This window comes from Streptococcus mitis (assembly GCF_946188375.1).
Lineage (GTDB): Bacteria > Bacillota > Bacilli > Lactobacillales > Streptococcaceae > Streptococcus > Streptococcus mitis_CX.
Window position 1 is genome coordinate 24,367 of the sequence record NZ_CAMHUS010000010.1, and the last position, 18,484, is coordinate 42,850.

The window sequence follows — 18,484 nt, forward strand, 5'->3', positions numbered from 1 at the left end:
TTTTACACCTTTCTTCATATTTTTATGGTATAATAGAGTGATGTTATTGTACCAATAAGGAGAAATATGGTCAACTATCCTCATAAAATTTCATCAAAAAAAAGCCAAACATCCATTTCTCAACCAAAGAATTTCGCAAATCGAGGAATGACTTTTGAAAAGATGATCAACGCTACAAACGACTACTATCTGACGCATGGCATGGCAGTTATCCATAAAAAGCCGACGCCTGTTCAAATTGTCCGAGTAGACTATCCTCAACGTAGTCGAGCCAAAATTGTAGAAGCCTATTTTAGACAAGCTTCCACAACAGATTACTCTGGCGTGTATAGAGGACATTACATTGACTTTGAAGCCAAGGAAACGCGACAAAAAAATGCGATTCCACTAAAGAACTTCCATCTTCACCAGATTCAACATATGGAACAAGTTCTGGAACAGCAGGGTATCTGCTTCGTTCTGCTTCACTTTTCTTCTCGACAAGAAACTTATTTGTTGCCGGCACTTGATTTGATTCGTTTCTATCATCAAGATAAGGGTCAAAAATCAATGCCACTTGGATATATTCAAGAATACGGATATTTAATAAAGCAAGGCGCTTTCCCTCAAATTCCCTATCTCGACATTATCAAAGAACATTTACTAGGTGGTAAAACAAGATGAACAAACAAACTATTCTGCGATTCTTAAAGTATATTGGAATTACATTCTTTACCTTATTTATCGCTTTATTTCTATTAGGTGGTGGTGTCTTCCTCTACTTTGTTAGCAAGGCTCCAGCCTTATCTGAAAGTAAATTAGTTGCGACAACTTCTAGCAAGATTTATGACAACAAAAACGAACTGATTGCTGACCTTGGATCTGAACGTCGCGTAAATGCTCAAGCAAATGAAATTCCTACTGACTTAGTCAAGGCAATTGTGTCTATCGAAGACCACCGTTTCTTTGATCATAGAGGTGTTGATACCATTCGTATCATGGGTGCGGCATTGAGAAACCTCCAAGGGAAAGGAGGACTCCAAGGGGCTTCAACCTTGACTCAGCAATTGATTAAATTAACTTATTTCTCTACTTCAACTGCTGATCAAACCTTGTCACGTAAAGCCCAAGAAGCCTGGCTAGCCGTTCAACTAGAGCAAAAAGCAACCAAGCAAGAAATCCTGACCTACTACATCAACAAAGTCTACATGTCTAACGGTAACTATGGAATGCAAACCGCAGCCGAAAATTACTATGGAAAAGACTTGAAGGATTTAAGCTTACCACAGTTAGCACTCCTAGCCGGAATGCCTCAGGCACCTAACCAATATGACCCGTATTCCCACCCAGAAGCTGCTCTAGAGCGTCGTAACTTGGTACTTTCAGAAATGAAGGGACAGAAATATATCAGTGCAGAAGATTACGAAAAAGCTATTAATACGCCTATCACTGACGGTCTTCAAAGCTTGAAGTCAGCCAATAGTTACCCAGCCTATATGGACAACTACCTCAAAGAAGTAATCGACCAAGTTGAACAAGAAACTGGCTACAACCTTCTTACCACAGGTATGGAAGTCTATACTAATGTCGACAAAAATGTTCAACAGAGACTTTGGGATGTTTACAATACAGATGAGTACGTTGCTTATCCAGATGATGACCTTCAAGTAGCCTCAACTATCGTAGATACTTCCAATGGTAAAGTCATCGCTCAACTTGGAGCACGTCACCAAGCAAGTAACGTTTCATTTGGTACCAACCAAGCTGTGGAAACCAACCGTGACTGGGGATCAAGCATGAAACCAATCACTGATTATGCTCCCGCTTTAGAATATGGAGTCTATGACTCTACTGCTTCTATTGTACATGATGTTCCTTATAACTATCCTGGTACTGATACTCCTGTCTACAACTGGGATCATGGTTACTTTGGGAATATTACAATTCAGTATGCACTCCAACAATCACGAAATGTCACAGCCGTTGAGACTTTGAATAAGGTCGGTCTAGATAGATCTAAAACCTTCCTTAATGGTCTTGGTATCGACTATCCAAGCATGCATTATTCAAACGCCATTTCAAGTAACACAACTGAATCCAACAAACAGTACGGTGCAAGTAGTGAAAAAATGGCTGCTGCTTATGCCGCCTTTGCTAATGGTGGTATTTACCACAAACCAATCTATATCAATAAAATCGTCTTTAGTGATGGTAGTGAAAAAGAATTTTCTGATGCTGGTACACGAGCTATGAAAGAAACTACTGCCTATATGATGACCGAAATGATGAAAACTGTTTTAGCTTACGGAACCGGACGTGGTGCTTACCTACCATGGCTTCCACAAGCAGGTAAGACAGGTACTTCTAACTATACTGACGACGAAATTGAAAAGTATATCAAGAACACTGGCTACGTAGCTCCAGATGAAATGTTTGTAGGTTATACTCGTAAATATTCTATGGCTGTATGGACTGGTTACTCAAATCGTTTAACTCCAATCGTTGGAGATGGTTTCCTAGTTGCTGCTAAGGTTTATCGCTCAATGATATCGTATCTATCAGAAGATGACCAACCTGGAGATTGGACGATGCCAGACGGCCTGTTCCGAAATGGAGAATTCGTCTTCCAGAACAACGCAAAGAACACATGGAATAATTCAGTAACACAACAAACACAAACAGTAGAAACTCCAAGCACAACAGCTGAAAGTTCAACTACACAGGCAAGTACAACGGTTGGTCAACAACCAAATAATGCTCCAGCAACTGATCCTAATCAAGGACAAGCTGGCCAGGCTGTTCAACCGACACAACCAGTACAACCAACGCCACAAAATCCACAAGTTCAACAACCACAACAGTGAGATGAAAGAAAATCCTGAGAATAAAAACTCAGGATTTTTTCTACAAAAAAATTAGTTTCATAATCTTTGAAAGTGAAGAGAGGTTTCAACTCATTTTCGATAAACCAAAAGAAGTTAGCGAATAACTAACTTCTTTTTATCTTATTTCACATGTTTTGCAAGTTCTTCTTGCGCTTTTTTATTGGATTCTTCTTTTTCTTTCATCCATTTATCTTGAGCTTTTTGGTATTCATCCACAGTGACTGCCTTGTCTTGAAGTTCCAAGTATTTGTATAGGAGCGGATCGCTTGTCCCCTTGTTACCAGAGAAGGCAAACGGCATCGTAAATGGTACCATCTTAGACAAGATTGGGCGACCAGTGAGTGATGTTGTTGGAATAATCAAGGCACTATCTGTCAACCAAGCTTGGGCTGTAGCATACTTATCATAACGTTTTGCTACATCTATTGTCTCATTTCCAGCTTCAGTTACCAATTTCTCATAGTCGTTCAGACCAACCTTCTTAGCTGCAGCATTATCTGTACCAGAATCAAAGCCAAAGTAGGTTTTAGTGTTTTCACCAACTGATGGTTTGATAATATCGAGGTAAGTAGATGGATCCGCAAAGTCTGGAGACCAACCAACATTATCTGAAATATCCCAATCTTCTCCAGCTGCTGTCTCAGCAAAGTAGGTAATATTCAAGACCTCATCTTTTTGTAGTTGTTGAATATCAATAATGACATTATCAGTTCCTAAAGTTGCTTCCAAGGATTGTTTCATAGATTGGACGCGCTGAACTTTTGTAGTTGCTGTCTGGTCAACTGGCATGTCCAAATGAATTGGGAAGGTCACGCCTTCTGCCTGTAAGGCTGACTTAGCCTTCGCAAATTCAGCCTTAGCCTTGTCTGGATTGTAAAGACCATCTTGGGCATCGGCAAGATTAACATCCTTCCATTCATCTCCATAAGTCACCAATTTTTCTTTGACCATATCGCCAAAGTTCTTCCCATCCGCTTGGACAAACGTTGGTGGAACAAAGAGATTACGCAAGATTTTGCTTGCACCACTAGCACCGTTCACTTGTGAAGCATAGGCTGTACGATCAAAACCAAAGGCAATAGCTTGGCGGAAGTCCTTGTTTAAGAGAGCCTTTTTAGTAGATGTCTTTTGTTCGTCGCTAGTCTTGGAAGTATATTTATAGGATTGACGGTCAATATTTGTCCCTACTAGATAAGTCGTAGAGTCTTGTTGAGTATAGACGATATTATCTTTCATACTCTTCTCAAGCTCTGCAAAACTTGCATTTGTTGGAAAGAGACGAGCTGCTGAAAGGCTACCGTCCTTAAAGTTTTCTGCAGGTTTGCTGGTATCTTGCCCATCCCAGAATGACAATTTAACTTTGTCAACATGAACATTGTCCTTATCCCAGTAGTTCGGATTTTTCGCAAATTCAACGGAAGATTTAGCCACAATAGATTTCAGCAAATAAGGACCATTGTACAAGATACTGCTTGGATCTGTTGCTTTGGCAAAATCATCCCCTTTTGAGTTCAAAAACTCTTCATTGAGCGGCGCAAGCACACCCATGGTTGTTTTAGAATTCCAAAAACTTTCAGGTTTGTTCAAAGTGTATTGAACTGTTTGATCGTCAAGGGCTTTAATCCCGACTTGAGAGAAGTCTTTAACTTCCCCTTTAGCATATGCGTCCAAACCTTTAATTGAATCTTGTACTAAGTAAAGGGCTTGTGATTTCTTATCTGTTGCATATTTAAGACCTGTCACAAAGTCCTGAGCCTTAACAGGAGCGTACTCTTCTCCCTCAGACGTGTACCACTTGGCATCCTGACGAATCTTATAAGTATAAGTCAAGCCATCCTTAGAAACCGACCAGTCTTCTGCCAATGAAGGAACAAGGTTCCCGTATTTATCATTTTCAAGCAATCCATCAATGACGTTACTAGTAATGTTTGAAGTAGCTGCCTTACTGGTTGTCAAATAGTTGAGATTATCTGGATCTGTCTCGTAGGTAAAGGCAAAGGTCTGCTCACCTTTAGCGCCTGAGCCCCCAGAACAAGCAGCTAAAACACCCGCTGCTAATAAAGTCACTCCCGCAAGAGCCAATACTTTCCTTGTTTTCATAGTATTCTCCTCTGTTTTTCTATCCATTATAGACCCTTTTTCAAACATTGTCAACAGAATTTTCAGAATTTTTGAAAATTATTTTTTAAACATTAGGTTTGCAAAAATATGAATAATAACAAAAAACCTCAACTACATTAGGTAGTCGAGGAATGATCAATCATATTTCTGTAAGCAGTTTGATTTGTTTAATCTAACTCATTTCTTACACACTGCAAGGCTGCTCCGATTACCTGGTGCATATCATAATAGCGATAGTGTCCTAAACGACCACCAAAGATAACATTGCCTTGCTCATCAGCAAGTTTTTTATATGATTTATACAAATGATTATTACGATCATTATTAACTGGATAATAAGGATCATCACCTTTTTCCCATGTTTTAGAATGTTCTTTAGTAATGATAGTCTTAGCTTGATTCCCAAACTCAAAATGTTTGTGTTCAATAATTCGAGTATATGGAGTTTCTGCATCTGTATAGTTCACAACTGCATTTCCTTGGTAATTCTCCATATCCAAGGTCTCGTTTTCAAAACGAAGACTACGATACTCTAATTCACCCAACTTATAGTCGAAGAATTCATCAATCATACCAGTAAATACAATCTTAGGGAAGTCCTTCATATATTGCTCTTTATTCGCGAAGAAATCAACATTGGTTTCTACATCAATGTTTTCATGGTCCAACATTTTTTCAACTATTTGAGTGTATCCACCAATTGGAATTCCTTGATAGGTATCGTTAAAATAGTTGTTATCATACGTCAAACGTACTGGCAAACGGCGAATGATAAAGGCAGGAAGTTCAGTAGTTGGTTTCCCCCACTGTTTCTCTGTATAGTCTTTAATCAATTTTTCATAAATATCTGTACCTACAAGAGAGATAGCCTGTTCTTCCAAATTTTCAGGAGTTTTACCATTTAAAACAGCACGTTGTTCATCAATCTTAGCTTGTGCTTCCGCTGGCGTTACAACTCCCCAGAGTTTATTGAAGGTATTCATATTAAAAGGGAGGTTATAAATCTCACCCTTATAGTTTGCTACAGGAGAGTTAGTATAACGGTTAAAATCTGCAAACTGATTTACATAATCCCAAATCTCCTTATCAGAAGTATGGAATATATGGGCACCATATTGATGAACTTGAATTCCTTCCTCTTCACGAGTATAGATATTACCCGCGATATGATTTCGTTTTTCAATGACTTTTACTTTTTTTCCTTTTAAGGCTGCTTCATGGGCAAAGACTGCACCAAAGAGACCAGCACCAACAACAAGATAATTGTACATCTTAAGCTCCTTTATTTTTTAACAAACTGTTGTAGCAATTGTACAAGATTGATTACTTTAATCGATGATACAATTGTATATTTTACATCTTAAATCCGTACTTCTTATCCATAGACTTCTGCCAAAAGAATCTTGCTTTCTTGCTTAGTTTTCGGACCATCATCCACACCAAATACGATATGCGAATGAATATCAATCATTTTATCTTATTTTCCTTCCATCACATCATTGATTGCTGCCTTAACTGACTCTAAACTGCTATCACTTATTTCCATCATATAGAGGTTGCTATCAGGCATGGCATAAGATGGTAAATCCATCCGCCCTGTTCCTTTGAGATCTTGCGAGATAATCTTATAAGTTCCACCACTCTCAAGTTGGGCATTGGCCAGATTCATCATGGTTTCAAGCGGCATATTGGTTTGCAAAGAATCTTGTAGTCCCTTTATAATACTGTCATAATTTTTCAAAGCTTCTGTCGAGGTTAACTTTCGCAAAATAGCGACAATAACCTTTTGCTGGTTGCGACCACGATCTCGGTCTCCATCTGCCAATGAATAACGCTCTCGTACAAAGCTAAGAGCTTGCTCCGAGTCAAGATGAACACTTCCTACAGGATAGAACTTCCCATTTGTATGAGCAGTAAATTCTTGGTCATTATAAACATCAACTCCACCGAGTAAATCAATCAATTTCAAGAAAGAGGTGAAATTCAAACGAGCATAATAGTTCAAGTCAATACCATAGAGATTTTCCAGTGTATGAATCGAAGCATCTACTCCATAAATACCCGCATGAGTCAACTTATCTTTTTGATTATTCCCTCCGTCTGCAATCGGAACATAGGAATCACGAGGTGTTGTGGTCAAGAGAATCTTTTTAGTTTCACGATTCACTGTCATAATGATATTGACATCAGAACGAGAAACTGAACTAATTGGACCGTAAGTATCAATTCCGCTGATATAAACGTTGAAACTGTCACCTTTGACATCCTTTGGAGTTTCAACCTTCTTAGTTAATTCTTTGGTATAGATTTTCTTAATCTTTGAAGCATAGTCTGGATATTCTGATTCGATTATATTTTCAAAGACACTGTTTAGAAGGATTGCCTTTGTATCTCCAGCTAACAAGCTCTTATAGGCCGCAAGATAAGAACTGCTTTCTTCGACTGTCAATTCCTTATTTTGACTAGCCTTCAGATCATTCAGTAACTGTTGGATATTGTCCTTATCCGTCCCAGTAGGCCCCATTACACTGGTTACCTGACTGATATTCTCAATTGGACTATCTGCTAACACCGCAATACTCATCGAATAATTTGAGTAATTTGATGTTGCATTCAAACGACTAGTAAATCCAATGAACTGACTTACAACAAAGAGGGAAGTCCCATTAATCAAAATACCAAGTAGTAATAAAATCAGCGTTAGATTTTTAGCTTTCTTAGACCGAATTAAAAAGAAGCACAAGACAGCTAAGGCTACAATTAGGACGGTAACTACTATGTTCAGATATCGGAAGGCTAGCATATTGTATTTGAAAATCAAAAACAATAAAAAGACTGCTAGTACTGCATAGATAGCTAGCAACCCCCAACTAATCAATATTTTTGTTTTACCCTGACGAGCTCGTTTCGAAGATCTACTCACGATATACCTCTATTATCAATTTTTATTTCATTTCACTTTATTATATCATAAAATACATCATCAACAGTACATTGTATGATACATACTCTCCAAGTAAAGTATCCTCAATATCTCACTAAACTTCTACGTTTTAACTTTTAATATATTGCTGTGAAATACAATAAACAAGGTCCCTTACGGAACCTCGCTCATCTATTTGACATGATTTTCTGCTTCTTTTTGAGCTTTTTCGATTGCTTTTTTACTTTCTTGCTCCCATTTAGTCTTAGCTTCTTCAAACTGTTTGATTGTCACAGTATCTTTTTGCAGTTTCATATACTTGTAGTTATTGCCATCACCCTTGATACCGACCATTGAGTACCCTCTTGTAAATGGCGTTACTTTGGTTACAGATGCTGTTCCACCACTTGACATGGCTGACATAATCAGAGAATTGTCAATCATCCAAGCCTGTGCTTCAGCATATTTTTCATAACGTTTGGCTACATCTTTATTTTCGCTATCTGCATCTTTGAGCATCTTGGTGTAGGTATCAAGACCCAAGCTAGCAATTTTAGCTTTATCTTCCTGAGCATCTAGGCCAAAGATTTTGAGGTAGAATCCATCCTCTGCATTGAAAGGATTGAGATAAGTTGATGGATCTTGGTAGTCACCTACCCACCCATCAAAGTTCAAATCATAGTCTCGATCAGCAGGCGTTGGTGCTAAGAAGGCTACGTTATTAAAATCATCTGTTGAAAGTTGCTGAACATCAATGACAATGTTATCAGCACCTAAAACTGACTCTAGAGTCTGCTTAACAGAGTTCATGCCTGTCACAGCATTTTTACTTGTTTGATCAACAGCCACATCCAAGTGAATAGGGAAAGTCACACCTTGACTTGCCAATTCTTTTTTAGCTTCCGCAAATTTTGCTTGGGCCTTTTCTTTGTTAAAATAGGCATCCTGAGCATCTGCCAAGTCAATGCCTGACCATTCTGTTCCGTAGTTAACCAATTTAGAAGCGACTACTTCTCCAAAGGTCTTGTCTCCAACTTGGACAAATGTAGGAGGTACTAGGGTGTTACGAAGGGTCTTGCTAGCTGCTTCTTCCCCATTTGACTGGGCAGAATAGGCTGTGCGATCTAAGGCGAAGTTCACCGCTTGGCGGAAGTTCTTGTTCAAGACAGCTGTCTCAGTTGACTTCTTCTGCTCATCTGTCGTTTTAGACGTATGGTTGTAGGCCTTACGGTTGACGTTGAAATTGAAGTACCAAGAAGTCTTGTCCTGCAAGCTATAAACGATATTATCCTTATATTTTTCCTTGGTCTTGGCAAAGTTAGAACTATTTGGATAAACCCCAGCGATTGAATAGGCTCCACTTTCAAAGTTACGGATGGTCAATTCTTGGTCTGAACCATCAAAGTAAGCCAATTTCACATGTTCAATTGATACTTTATCATGATCGTGGTAATGCGGATTTTTCACATACTCGATTGATGATTTTGATGTGAAATCTTTTAACAAATAAGGTCCGCTGTAAAGAATACTATCTGGAGATAGAGTACCAAAATCTTTCCCTTTTGAATTTAGAAACTCTTCGTTTACTGGGAAAAGAATACTGTTGGTTGTTTTTGAGTTCCAGTAAGGTTCTGGGCGTGCCAAAGTATACTCAACAGTCTGGTCGTCAATCGCCTTCACCCCAACCTTAGAAAAGTCAGAATCCGCTCCTGTAATATAATCATTCAAGCCTTTGATGGAATTTTGAATCAAGTCAATGGCCTGTGATTTATTGTCCACTGCGTACTTAATTCCTGTCACAAAATCCTGTGCCTTGACTGGGGCGTACTCTTCACCGTCGGCCGTGAACCATTTGGCATCTTTTCTCAATTTGTAGGTATAAGTCAGACCGTCGCTTGAAACAGACCAGTCTTCTGCCAAAGATGGAACTAGGTTCCCGTGATTATCATTTTCAAGCAAGCCATCAACTAGGTTGGTAATGATGGCTGTATTATCAGCGTAATAGTCTAATAGATAGTTAAATGTAGTTGGATTTCCACTAAAGGTTGATGAGTAAGTTTTTGTATCTGAACCTGATTGTCCGCAAGCAGCTAAAAGCAAAGCAGCCGCAAAGGTCAGGCCTGCGCTAAGAACACGCTTTTTTGTTTTCATCTTCTTTCTCCTTTATGTTAGTTTTTGTAACATAAGTTTATTTTACCAAAATAGAGGAAATTTGTAAAGTTAATTGAATTTCTAGAATGAAAATTTATAAACTTTGGTCATAAAAAAACAAAGGATTTCTGTCTTTCATACAGCCCTCCCTTGTTTTTATACGGTTTGTTGACTAAGAAACATCTACAAAATAAGCCTAGACTCATTTTATGTGTTTTTCTAAATCCTTTTGATACTGAGCATTAGATTCTAGTTTTTCCTTTTGCCACTTTTTAAGAGCCGCCTCATACTCTTTAGTTGTCACGATATCATTTTGAAGTTGCATACCTTTAAAAATAAATGGATCTCCCTTAATACCGACCTGTGAATAAGCTTTGGTAAATGGAACAGTACGACTAACCATAGGAGAGCCACCTGAAGAAGCAACTGGAATAAGAAGTGAACTATCAGCAACCCAAGCCTGTGCTTTGGCATACTTTTCGTATCGTTTATCAAGATTACTTGTCTCAGATGCAGCATCATCCAAGAGCTTCTTGTATTCATCCAAGCCAACTTTCGCCATAACTTCAGGATCCTTGCCCTTTGTTATACCTAGATGTTTCAAGGCAGAACCCTTCTTAGCATCTAAAATATTGAGATAGGTTGCTGGATCTTGATAATCTGGTCCCCAACCAGTTCCGTTCAAATCATAATCTTTTTGGGTTGGAACTTTAGCTTGAGAAGTAATACTTTCCTTCTCATTATCCGTCATTTGAAGAACATCTATAATTACATTCTCAGTTCCCAATGTTTCTTCAATCGATTGTTTTAATGAATTTGTCTGTTGAACTGCAACTACATCTGTCTGTTCTACTGGTACATCCAAATGAATCGGGAAACTTACTCCCTTTGTTTGCAATTCTGACTTCGCTTTCTCAAACGCAGACTTGGCCTTTGTAGGATTGTAAATTGTATCCTTGCCATCTGTGAGAGTCACATCTTTCCATTGCTCTCCATATTTCAGCAGTTCATCCTGAGCCAGCTGCCCGAAAGTCTTCCCAGCTACTTGAACATAGTTATCTGGCACTAGACTATTACGAATAATCTTATCCGCACCTTCTTCGCCATTTAATTGAGCTGTATAGGCGTGGCGATTAAATGCAAAATTAAGAGCCTGACGGAAGTTCTTATTGAGAAGAGCTTCTTTTGTTGATGTTTTTTGTGACTCATCTGTTTTAGCAGTTTTATTATAGGACTGACGATTTACGTTAACGGTGAGATAATAACTTGTTGCCTCTTGTGGACTATATACAATCTTATCACCATATTCCTTTTTAGTTGATTCAAAGTTTGAGCTTGTTGGAAAAAGACGTGCAGTTGTATAGGCACCTTGTGTAAAGCTACGAATTAAGGATTCTTGGTCTGAACCATCATAGAATGTCAATTTAACATTATCAATTTTGACATTGTCCTTATCCCAATAGTTAGGATTTTTTTCATATTCAATCACAGATTTAGAAATCAAAGATTTCAAAAAATATGGGCCATTGTAAAGAATACTTGATGGAGTTGGCGCTCCGTAATCCTTGCCTGTTGCATTCAAAAATTCTTCATTTACAGGAAGCATGGTTGCTGTGGTTACTTTAGAGTTCCAAAAACTTTCCGGTTTATTAAGGGTATATTCTACCGTATAATCATCAAGAGCCTTCACACCTACAGTTGAGAAGTCGTTTGTCTCACCACTAACATAAGCCTCCAATCCTTTGATGGATTTCTCAACCAAAGAAAGACCATCGGATTTTCCGTCTGCTGCATGCTTTAATCCGGTGACAAAATCCTGAGCTTTAACTTCCGCATACTCTTCTCCTTCTGAAGTATACCACTTCACACCTTTACGTAGTTTGTAAGTATAAGTCAAGCCATCTTTAGAAACTGACCAATCCTCTGCTAGAGAAGGAATGAGATTCCCATATTTATCATTCTCTAAAAGACCGTCGACGACATTACCTATTACGTCAGAAGTTGAACTTTTACTTGTAACGCTATAATCCAAGGATGATGGATCAACAGCATAAACATAAGAGAATGTTTTGGGAGCATCTGCATTCTTTTCACTTTTCCCACAAGCTGTTAAAAGAATGGCTGTACTCAAGGTCACTCCTGCTCCTAAGAGCCACTTTTTCGATTTCATAGGTAATCTCCTTTAAGAAAGTATTTTCACTATTATACCTTATTTTTTTATAAATACAAGAATTTTAGTGCGATTTGTTAGAAAATTCTAACAAATATTTTTAAAAGAGTTTTTTACACAACTTTTAGCAAAAAACCTCAAACTCTAAGGCTCAAGGTTCTCACTTTTTAGTTAGTCATTTCCACACAGAAAGCATCCCATGGAGCTAAGATTTGTTTTTCAAAGACTTCCTGAGCCACGGTGTTTTCAATCAAGACCGATTTGACGTTTCCTTCTACGGTCAAGTCTTGCTCTTCATTGGACAAGTTAGCCACAACTAGAAAACGACGGTCGCCATCTTTACGGATATAGGCAAAGACCTTGTCAGCTGTTTCCAATAGTTCAAAGTCAGCTCGAATCAGCCAGCTATTCTCCTTACGGATTTGAACCAGTTTCTGATAAGTATAGAAAATAGATTCTGGATTTGCCAGCGCTTTCTGAACGTTGATTACTTCATAGTTTGGATTGACTGCCAACCAAGGCTGACCTGTCGAGAAACCAGCGTTTTTGCTCTCATCCCATTGCATAGGGGTACGGGCATTGTCACGACCAATGACACGGATACTGTCCATGATTTCTTCCATCGGAACACCTTTTTCAAGAGCTTCACGCGCATAGTTGAGGGATTCAATATCTTCTACTTGATCCAGCGTTTCAAACGGATAGTTGGTCATCCCAATCTCCTCACCCTGGTAGATATAAGGTGTCCCTCTCATGAGATGAAGCAAAATTGCAAAGGCTTTGGCAGATTTTTCACGGTATTCTTGGTCATTCCCCCAGATTGAGACAATACGAGGGAGGTCATGATTGTTCCAGAAGAGCGAATTCCAACCGTCCTCAACTCCTAACTCTGTCTGCCATTTGTTGAAAATCTCTTTCAACTTAGCGATATTCAGCTCTTTTTGATAGTGCCATTTAGGCTGACCTTCCTGATACTGAAGACAGATATGCTCAAACTGGAAGACCATAGACAATTCTTGGCCCTTTGGATCAGAGTAGAGCTTGGCAATCTCTGGAGTTGCTCCCCAGGTTTCCCCTACTGTCAAGAGATCCTGATCTCCAAAGGTCGCTTGATTCATCTCCTTGAGATAAGGATGGAGCATGGGACCATTATTAACCACCTTCTCGTCAGGAATTTTCCCAATCATGTCAATGACATCCATGCGGAAACCACCAATGCCTTTATCAATCCAGAAGTTCATCATCTCATAAACTTTCTGGCGAAGTTTTTCATTTTCCCAGTTGAGATCAGGCTGTTTTTTACTGAAAAAGTGGAGATAATATTGACCTGACTTTTCATCATATTCCCAAGCAGACCCACTAAAGATAGAATCTAAATCGTTAGGCTCATCCCGCCAGATATAGTAATCTCGCTCAGGGCTATCAGGATTTTCACAGGCCTCGACAAACCAAGCATGCTCATCTGAGGTATGATTAACCACCAAGTCCATGATGATACGAATATCACGCTTCTTAGCTTCCGCGATCAGTTGGTCCATATCCTCCATGGTCCCGAAAATAGCCGCAATCGCTTGATAATCAGCAATATCATAGCCATTATCATCCATAGGACTGTCATAAACTGGAGAAAGCCAAATCGCTGTAATTCCTAACTTAGCTAGATAGTCTAACTTACTGGTAATACCTGGCAAATCGCCAATTCCATCTCCGTTGCTATCCATAAAGCTCTTAGGATAAACTTGATAGACTACGGCGTTGTGCCACCATTTTTCTTGCATCTTCTTACCTCATTATTTTAATAATCTATAGTCTATGATAGCGCTTTTCAGAGTTTTGTGCAAGCGTTTGCCTAATCTTTTTGATTCCTTTTTTAACTCCATAGTTTCCTAACTTCCAATTTTTTATTATAATAGAGGTCAGAGGTAAAAAAATGAAAAAACAAGCTTTTAGTTCTGAACAATATTTAAATCTACAGCGCGACCATATTTTGGAGCGCATTAACCAATTTGACGGCAAGCTCTACTTGGAGTTTGGTGGCAAAATGTTAGAAGACTTTCACGCTGCTCGTGTCCTTCCTGGTTATGAACCTGACAACAAAATCAAGCTCTTGCAAGAATTGAAAGAGCAGGTTGAGGTTGTGATTGCTATTAATGCTAGCAACATCGAACATTCCAAGGCACGTGGTGACTTGGGCATTTCTTATGACCAAGAAGTTCTTCGTTTGATTGACAAATTCAATGAATTGGGAATTTTTGTTGGCTCCGTTGTCATCACACAGTACGCTGGTCAACCAGCTGCAGATGCCTTCCGCAACCAACTTGATAAAAACGGAATTGATTCTTATCTTCATTATCCAATCAAAGGATATCCGACGGATATGGATCACATCATTTCACCCGAAGGAATGGGGAAAAATGACTACATCAAAACCAGTCGTAACTTGATTGTCGTAACCGCTCCTGGACCTGGTTCTGGAAAATTGGCAACGTGTATGTCCAATATGTACCACGACCAAATCAATGGCATCAAGTCTGGCTACGCTAAATTTGAAACCTTCCCAGTTTGGAATCTTCCCCTTCATCATCCAGTCAACTTGGCTTATGAAGCTGCTACAGCTGACCTTGATGATGTCAACATGATTGATCCTTTCCATCTTCAAACCTATGGAGAAACCACTGTCAACTACAACCGTGATATCGAAATCTTCCCAGTGCTCAAACGTATGTTGGAACGTATCCTTGGTGAATCTCCATACGCTTCACCAACAGACATGGGTGTCAACATGGTTGGTTTCGCTATTACAGATGATGAGGCTGCTATCGAAGCTTCTAAACAAGAAATCATCCGCCGTTACTATCAAACTGTTCTTGATTTTAAAGCCGAAAAAGTTGGCGAAGCTGCTGTCAAGAAAATCGAGTTGCTTATGAACGACCTCGGTATCACACCTGCAGACCGTAAGGTTGCTGTTGCTGCACGCCAAAAAGCAGAAGAAACTGGCGGACCAGCTCTAGCCCTTGAATTGCCAAATGGGGAAATTGTCACTGGTAAGAACTCAGAACTCTTTGGTCCTACAGCCGCTGCTCTTATCAACGCCATCAAGAAATCAGCTAACATTGCCAAGGAAGTAAAACTAATCGAGCCTGAAGTTGTTAAGCCAATCCAAGGTCTTAAAATCGATCATCTCGGTAGCCGTAATCCACGCCTACATTCAAATGAAATTTTGATTGCACTTGCTATCACAGCTACAGAAAATCCTGATGCTGCTCGTGCTATGGAAGAACTTGGCAACCTCAAAGGAAGCGAAGCCCACTCAACCATCATCTTAACCGATGAAGACAAGAATGTCCTTCGTAAACTGGGTATCAACGTAACCTTTGACCCTTACTACCAATACGACCGCTTGTATCGTAAATAAAGATTTCAACCTCTCCAACCTCGGAGAGGTTTTCTCTCTGCCTCAAGAGCCGGCTTTATGTTATAATGAAAGAAGAAAACTGAAAGGATTTACCATGTCAAAAGAAGTTATTGTTGAAAGTTTTGAACTTGACCACACTATTGTTAAAGCACCTTATGTCCGCTTGATTGGGGAAGAAACAGGGCCAAAGGGAGACATCATCTCCAATTATGATATTCGCTTGGTACAACCAAATGAGGACTCTATTCCTACCGCTGGCCTTCACACCATTGAACACCTCTTAGCCAAACTCATCCGTACCCGAATTGACGGTATGATTGACTGTTCGCCATTTGGCTGCCGTACAGGTTTCCACATGATTATGTGGGGTCGCCATACCAGCGCCGAGATTGCAGCTGTTATCAAGGATTCGCTCAAGGAAATCGCTGAAACTACTACTTGGGAAGATGTCCCTGGAACAACCATCGAATCTTGCGGAAACTACAAGGACCACAGCCTCTTTTCTGCTAAAGAATGGGCTAAACTCATCTTGGACCAAGGAATCTCAGATGATGCCTTTGAACGCCATGTGATTTAAATACAAAAGGAACCAGTTTTTTCAGCTGGTTCCTTCTTTTTTATTCTCAAAATCTTGAGTTAGGCTTTTTCACGAATAACTAAACCACCATCTTCCATATCTGCTTCCAGATGTTTGGCATCTAGATGATCCAAGTGGAAGTCTGTCACTTTGTCACGGATTTGTTGTTCAACTACCCGACGGAGTGGACGAACACCCATGACTTCGTCATAGCCTTCTTCTGTGATATAGTCTTTAGCTGCTTGACTGACTACCAAATCAATGTCTTTCTTAGCCAAGGTTTGGTTAACTTCAGCCAACATCAAATCTACAATCTTAGAAAGATCGTCCTTCGTCAAGTGTGAGAACTCGATAACTGCGTTAAAGCGGTTGAGGAATTCTGGACGGAAGAATGGTTTCAAACGGTCCATCAATTCTGGTTTGTCCGCATCTTCTGTCAAGTTGGCTTCATAGCCAAATCCAGCATTTGATGTTGCGATAATAACAGTGTTCTTGAAGTTCACCGTATTTCCTTGACCATCTGTCAAACGACCGTCATCCAAGACTTGGAGGAGAAGAGTGATCACTTGAGGATCAGCCTTTTCAATCTCGTCCAAGAGAATGATAGAATAAGGATTGCGACGCACACGTTCTGTTAAGGTATTGCTATTGTCATCATAACCCACATATCCTGCTGTTGTACCAATTAGCTTAGAAACGGCTGTGCGGTCACTGTATTCAGACATATCCAAACGAATGATTGCGTCCTTGGTTCCAAACATATCTAGCGCCAATTGTTTAGCAAGTTCAGTCTTACCAACCCCAGTTGGACCTACAAAGAGGAAGCTACCGATTGGACGGTTACCTTCATCAAAACCAGCACGGTTACGACGGATAGCTTTTGCTACTGCTTCAACGGCCTTATCTTGACCAATAACTTTCGTCTGCAAACGATGACCCATATCTTTCAAACGTTCGATGTCCGTAGCCCCCATTTGAGATACTGGAATACCCGTCATACGTTCTACAGATTCAGCCACATCGTTGACACTTGCAGTCACTTTCATATCTTCTGTATGGTTTTCGATTTTCTTTTCCAATTCTGCAATGCGTGTTTTATAGTTTAGAGCTGCTTCAAAATCTTCTGCCTCAACTGCTTTTTCTTGCTTGTCTTTTTCTGCCTCGATCTCCCGTTCAACAGCATGAACATCTGTTACAGGATGTTGTGCTGCCAAGTGAGCTGCCGTAACATCGACAAGGTCAATAGCCTTATCTGGCAAGCTACGTTGAGGAATATACTGGACAGAATAATCCACCGCTGCTTTTAGGACTTCATCTGGCAAAATAACATTGTGGTGTTGTTGATAAAGATCTCGAATACCTTGAAGAATCTTGAAAGTATCTTCAACAGATGGAGCATTGACCTTGACTTCGTTGAAACGACGAGCAAGAGCAGCATTCTTCAAGATAGTGTTACGATATTCGTCTTGAGTTGTCGCTCCAATCACGGTCAATTCCCCACGAGAGAGGGCTGGCTTGAGAATGTCCGCAAGCCCTTTAGAACCACTGTCACCTCCAGTAGATCCAGCACCAAGTATTTGGTGAATTTCATCAAAGAAGAGGATAATATTCCCTGCTTCTTTGACCTCATTGACTAAGTTTTGAACGTTTTCTTCAAAACTACCACGGTATTGAGTACCAGCCTCAAGACCAGAGATATCAATGGAAATAATTTCCTTATTCTTAATAGCAGCTGGAACATCACCATTCACAATGGCTTGTGCTAGACCTTCGACAACTGCTGTCTTACCAACACCTGCGTCTCCGACTAAAACAGGATTGTTCTTGGTACGGCGTGAGAGGATTTCAGATGTTTCTTGAATTTCCTTGTTTCGTCCGATAACAGGATCCAGCTTGCCCTCACGTGCTTCTGCTGTCAAGTTTCGACCTAGTTTTGCAAGGACACCGTCTTGCTTCATACTTGAAGCCTGTTTTGGCATTTGGCCATCAACTTCTGCACTTCCTGGTAATTGACCAGTTGCACGATAGTGAGCAAATTCCTCAGGTGTGACTTCACGTCCATTAATCAAGTAACGGCGATTTTCAGAACTATATCCTCGCATACCACCCATCAATTGGTTAAACAAATCATCCATGTTGTTAAAATTATTAAAGTTGTTGTTCATATTCTTTACCTCTTTTTATTTACTTAGTTATGATTACTGATATTGACTATCTTTGACCTTTATCTTAAAAAATTTAGACTAGCTAGATTGCTACTCTA

11 protein-coding genes and 1 pseudogene are annotated in these 18,484 nt (G+C 39.6%); 4 read left to right on the forward strand and 8 right to left on the reverse strand.

The window, feature by feature from the left end:
• The first annotated feature begins 66 nt into the window (after positions 1–66).
• Together recU and pbp1a are read left to right on the forward strand one after the other, a co-directional pair.
• Positions 67–663: a Holliday junction resolvase RecU gene (gene recU, locus N8M16_RS08570; RefSeq protein WP_261070009.1), complete on the forward strand. Its 597-nt coding sequence runs from the start codon at positions 67–69 to the stop codon at positions 661–663.
• Positions 660–2,843 carry a penicillin-binding protein PBP1A gene (pbp1a, locus tag N8M16_RS08575; protein ID WP_261070010.1) on the forward strand — a complete coding sequence of 728 codons (2,184 nt, stop codon included), beginning with the start codon at positions 660–662 and terminating at the stop codon, positions 2,841–2,843. Before recU ends, pbp1a begins: the two co-directional genes overlap by 4 nt.
• A gap of 141 nt (positions 2,844–2,984) precedes the next feature.
• Here the strand turns inward: pbp1a and N8M16_RS08580 are convergent, their stop codons facing one another.
• The 7 genes and pseudogenes from N8M16_RS08580 to N8M16_RS08610 form a co-directional block, all read right to left on the reverse strand.
• The gene (locus tag N8M16_RS08580; RefSeq protein ID WP_070528751.1) at positions 2,985–4,964 is read right to left on the reverse strand and encodes a peptide ABC transporter substrate-binding protein; all 1,980 of its coding nucleotides are present in this window, start codon (positions 4,962–4,964) and stop codon (positions 2,985–2,987) included.
• A 188-nt stretch (positions 4,965–5,152) separates the two neighbouring features.
• Entirely contained in the window at positions 5,153–6,256 is a 1,104-nt protein-coding gene (gene glf / locus N8M16_RS08585) for a UDP-galactopyranose mutase (protein ID WP_238095678.1), read from the reverse strand.
• A gap of 110 nt (positions 6,257–6,366) precedes the next feature.
• Positions 6,367–6,456 (reverse strand): annotated as a pseudogene (locus N8M16_RS08590) (tyrosine protein phosphatase); the annotation flags it as partial.
• Positions 6,457–6,462: 6 nt separating this feature from the next.
• Positions 6,463–7,908 carry an LCP family glycopolymer transferase CpsA gene (cpsA, locus tag N8M16_RS08595; protein WP_238095676.1) on the reverse strand — a complete coding sequence of 482 codons (1,446 nt, stop codon included), beginning with the start codon at positions 7,906–7,908 and terminating at the stop codon, positions 6,463–6,465.
• Between the two features lie 192 nt (positions 7,909–8,100).
• Positions 8,101–10,059 (reverse strand): peptide ABC transporter substrate-binding protein, encoded by a 1,959-nt coding sequence (locus tag N8M16_RS08600; protein ID WP_261070011.1) that lies wholly within the window; start codon positions 10,057–10,059, stop codon positions 8,101–8,103.
• 202 nt (positions 10,060–10,261) lie between these two features.
• Positions 10,262–12,229: a peptide ABC transporter substrate-binding protein gene (locus N8M16_RS08605; protein WP_261070012.1), complete on the reverse strand. Its 1,968-nt coding sequence runs from the start codon at positions 12,227–12,229 to the stop codon at positions 10,262–10,264.
• 167 nt (positions 12,230–12,396) lie between these two features.
• Positions 12,397–14,007, reverse strand: coding sequence for a glycoside hydrolase family 13 protein (locus N8M16_RS08610; RefSeq protein ID WP_261070013.1), 1,611 nt, complete (start codon positions 14,005–14,007; stop codon positions 12,397–12,399).
• Between the two features lie 152 nt (positions 14,008–14,159).
• On the opposite strand from N8M16_RS08610, the gene N8M16_RS08615 reads away from it, so the two are divergent.
• Both N8M16_RS08615 and N8M16_RS08620 read left to right on the forward strand, forming a co-directional pair.
• Positions 14,160–15,644: a DUF1846 domain-containing protein gene (locus N8M16_RS08615; protein ID WP_000743580.1), complete on the forward strand. Its 1,485-nt coding sequence runs from the start codon at positions 14,160–14,162 to the stop codon at positions 15,642–15,644.
• Between the two features lie 94 nt (positions 15,645–15,738).
• Entirely contained in the window at positions 15,739–16,221 is a 483-nt protein-coding gene (locus tag N8M16_RS08620) for an S-ribosylhomocysteine lyase (protein WP_084947948.1), read from the forward strand.
• A gap of 59 nt (positions 16,222–16,280) precedes the next feature.
• Here the strand turns inward: N8M16_RS08620 and N8M16_RS08625 are convergent, their stop codons facing one another.
• The gene (locus N8M16_RS08625; RefSeq protein WP_261070014.1) at positions 16,281–18,386 is read right to left on the reverse strand and encodes an ATP-dependent Clp protease ATP-binding subunit; all 2,106 of its coding nucleotides are present in this window, start codon (positions 18,384–18,386) and stop codon (positions 16,281–16,283) included.
• Positions 18,387–18,484: the final 98 nt, after the last annotated feature.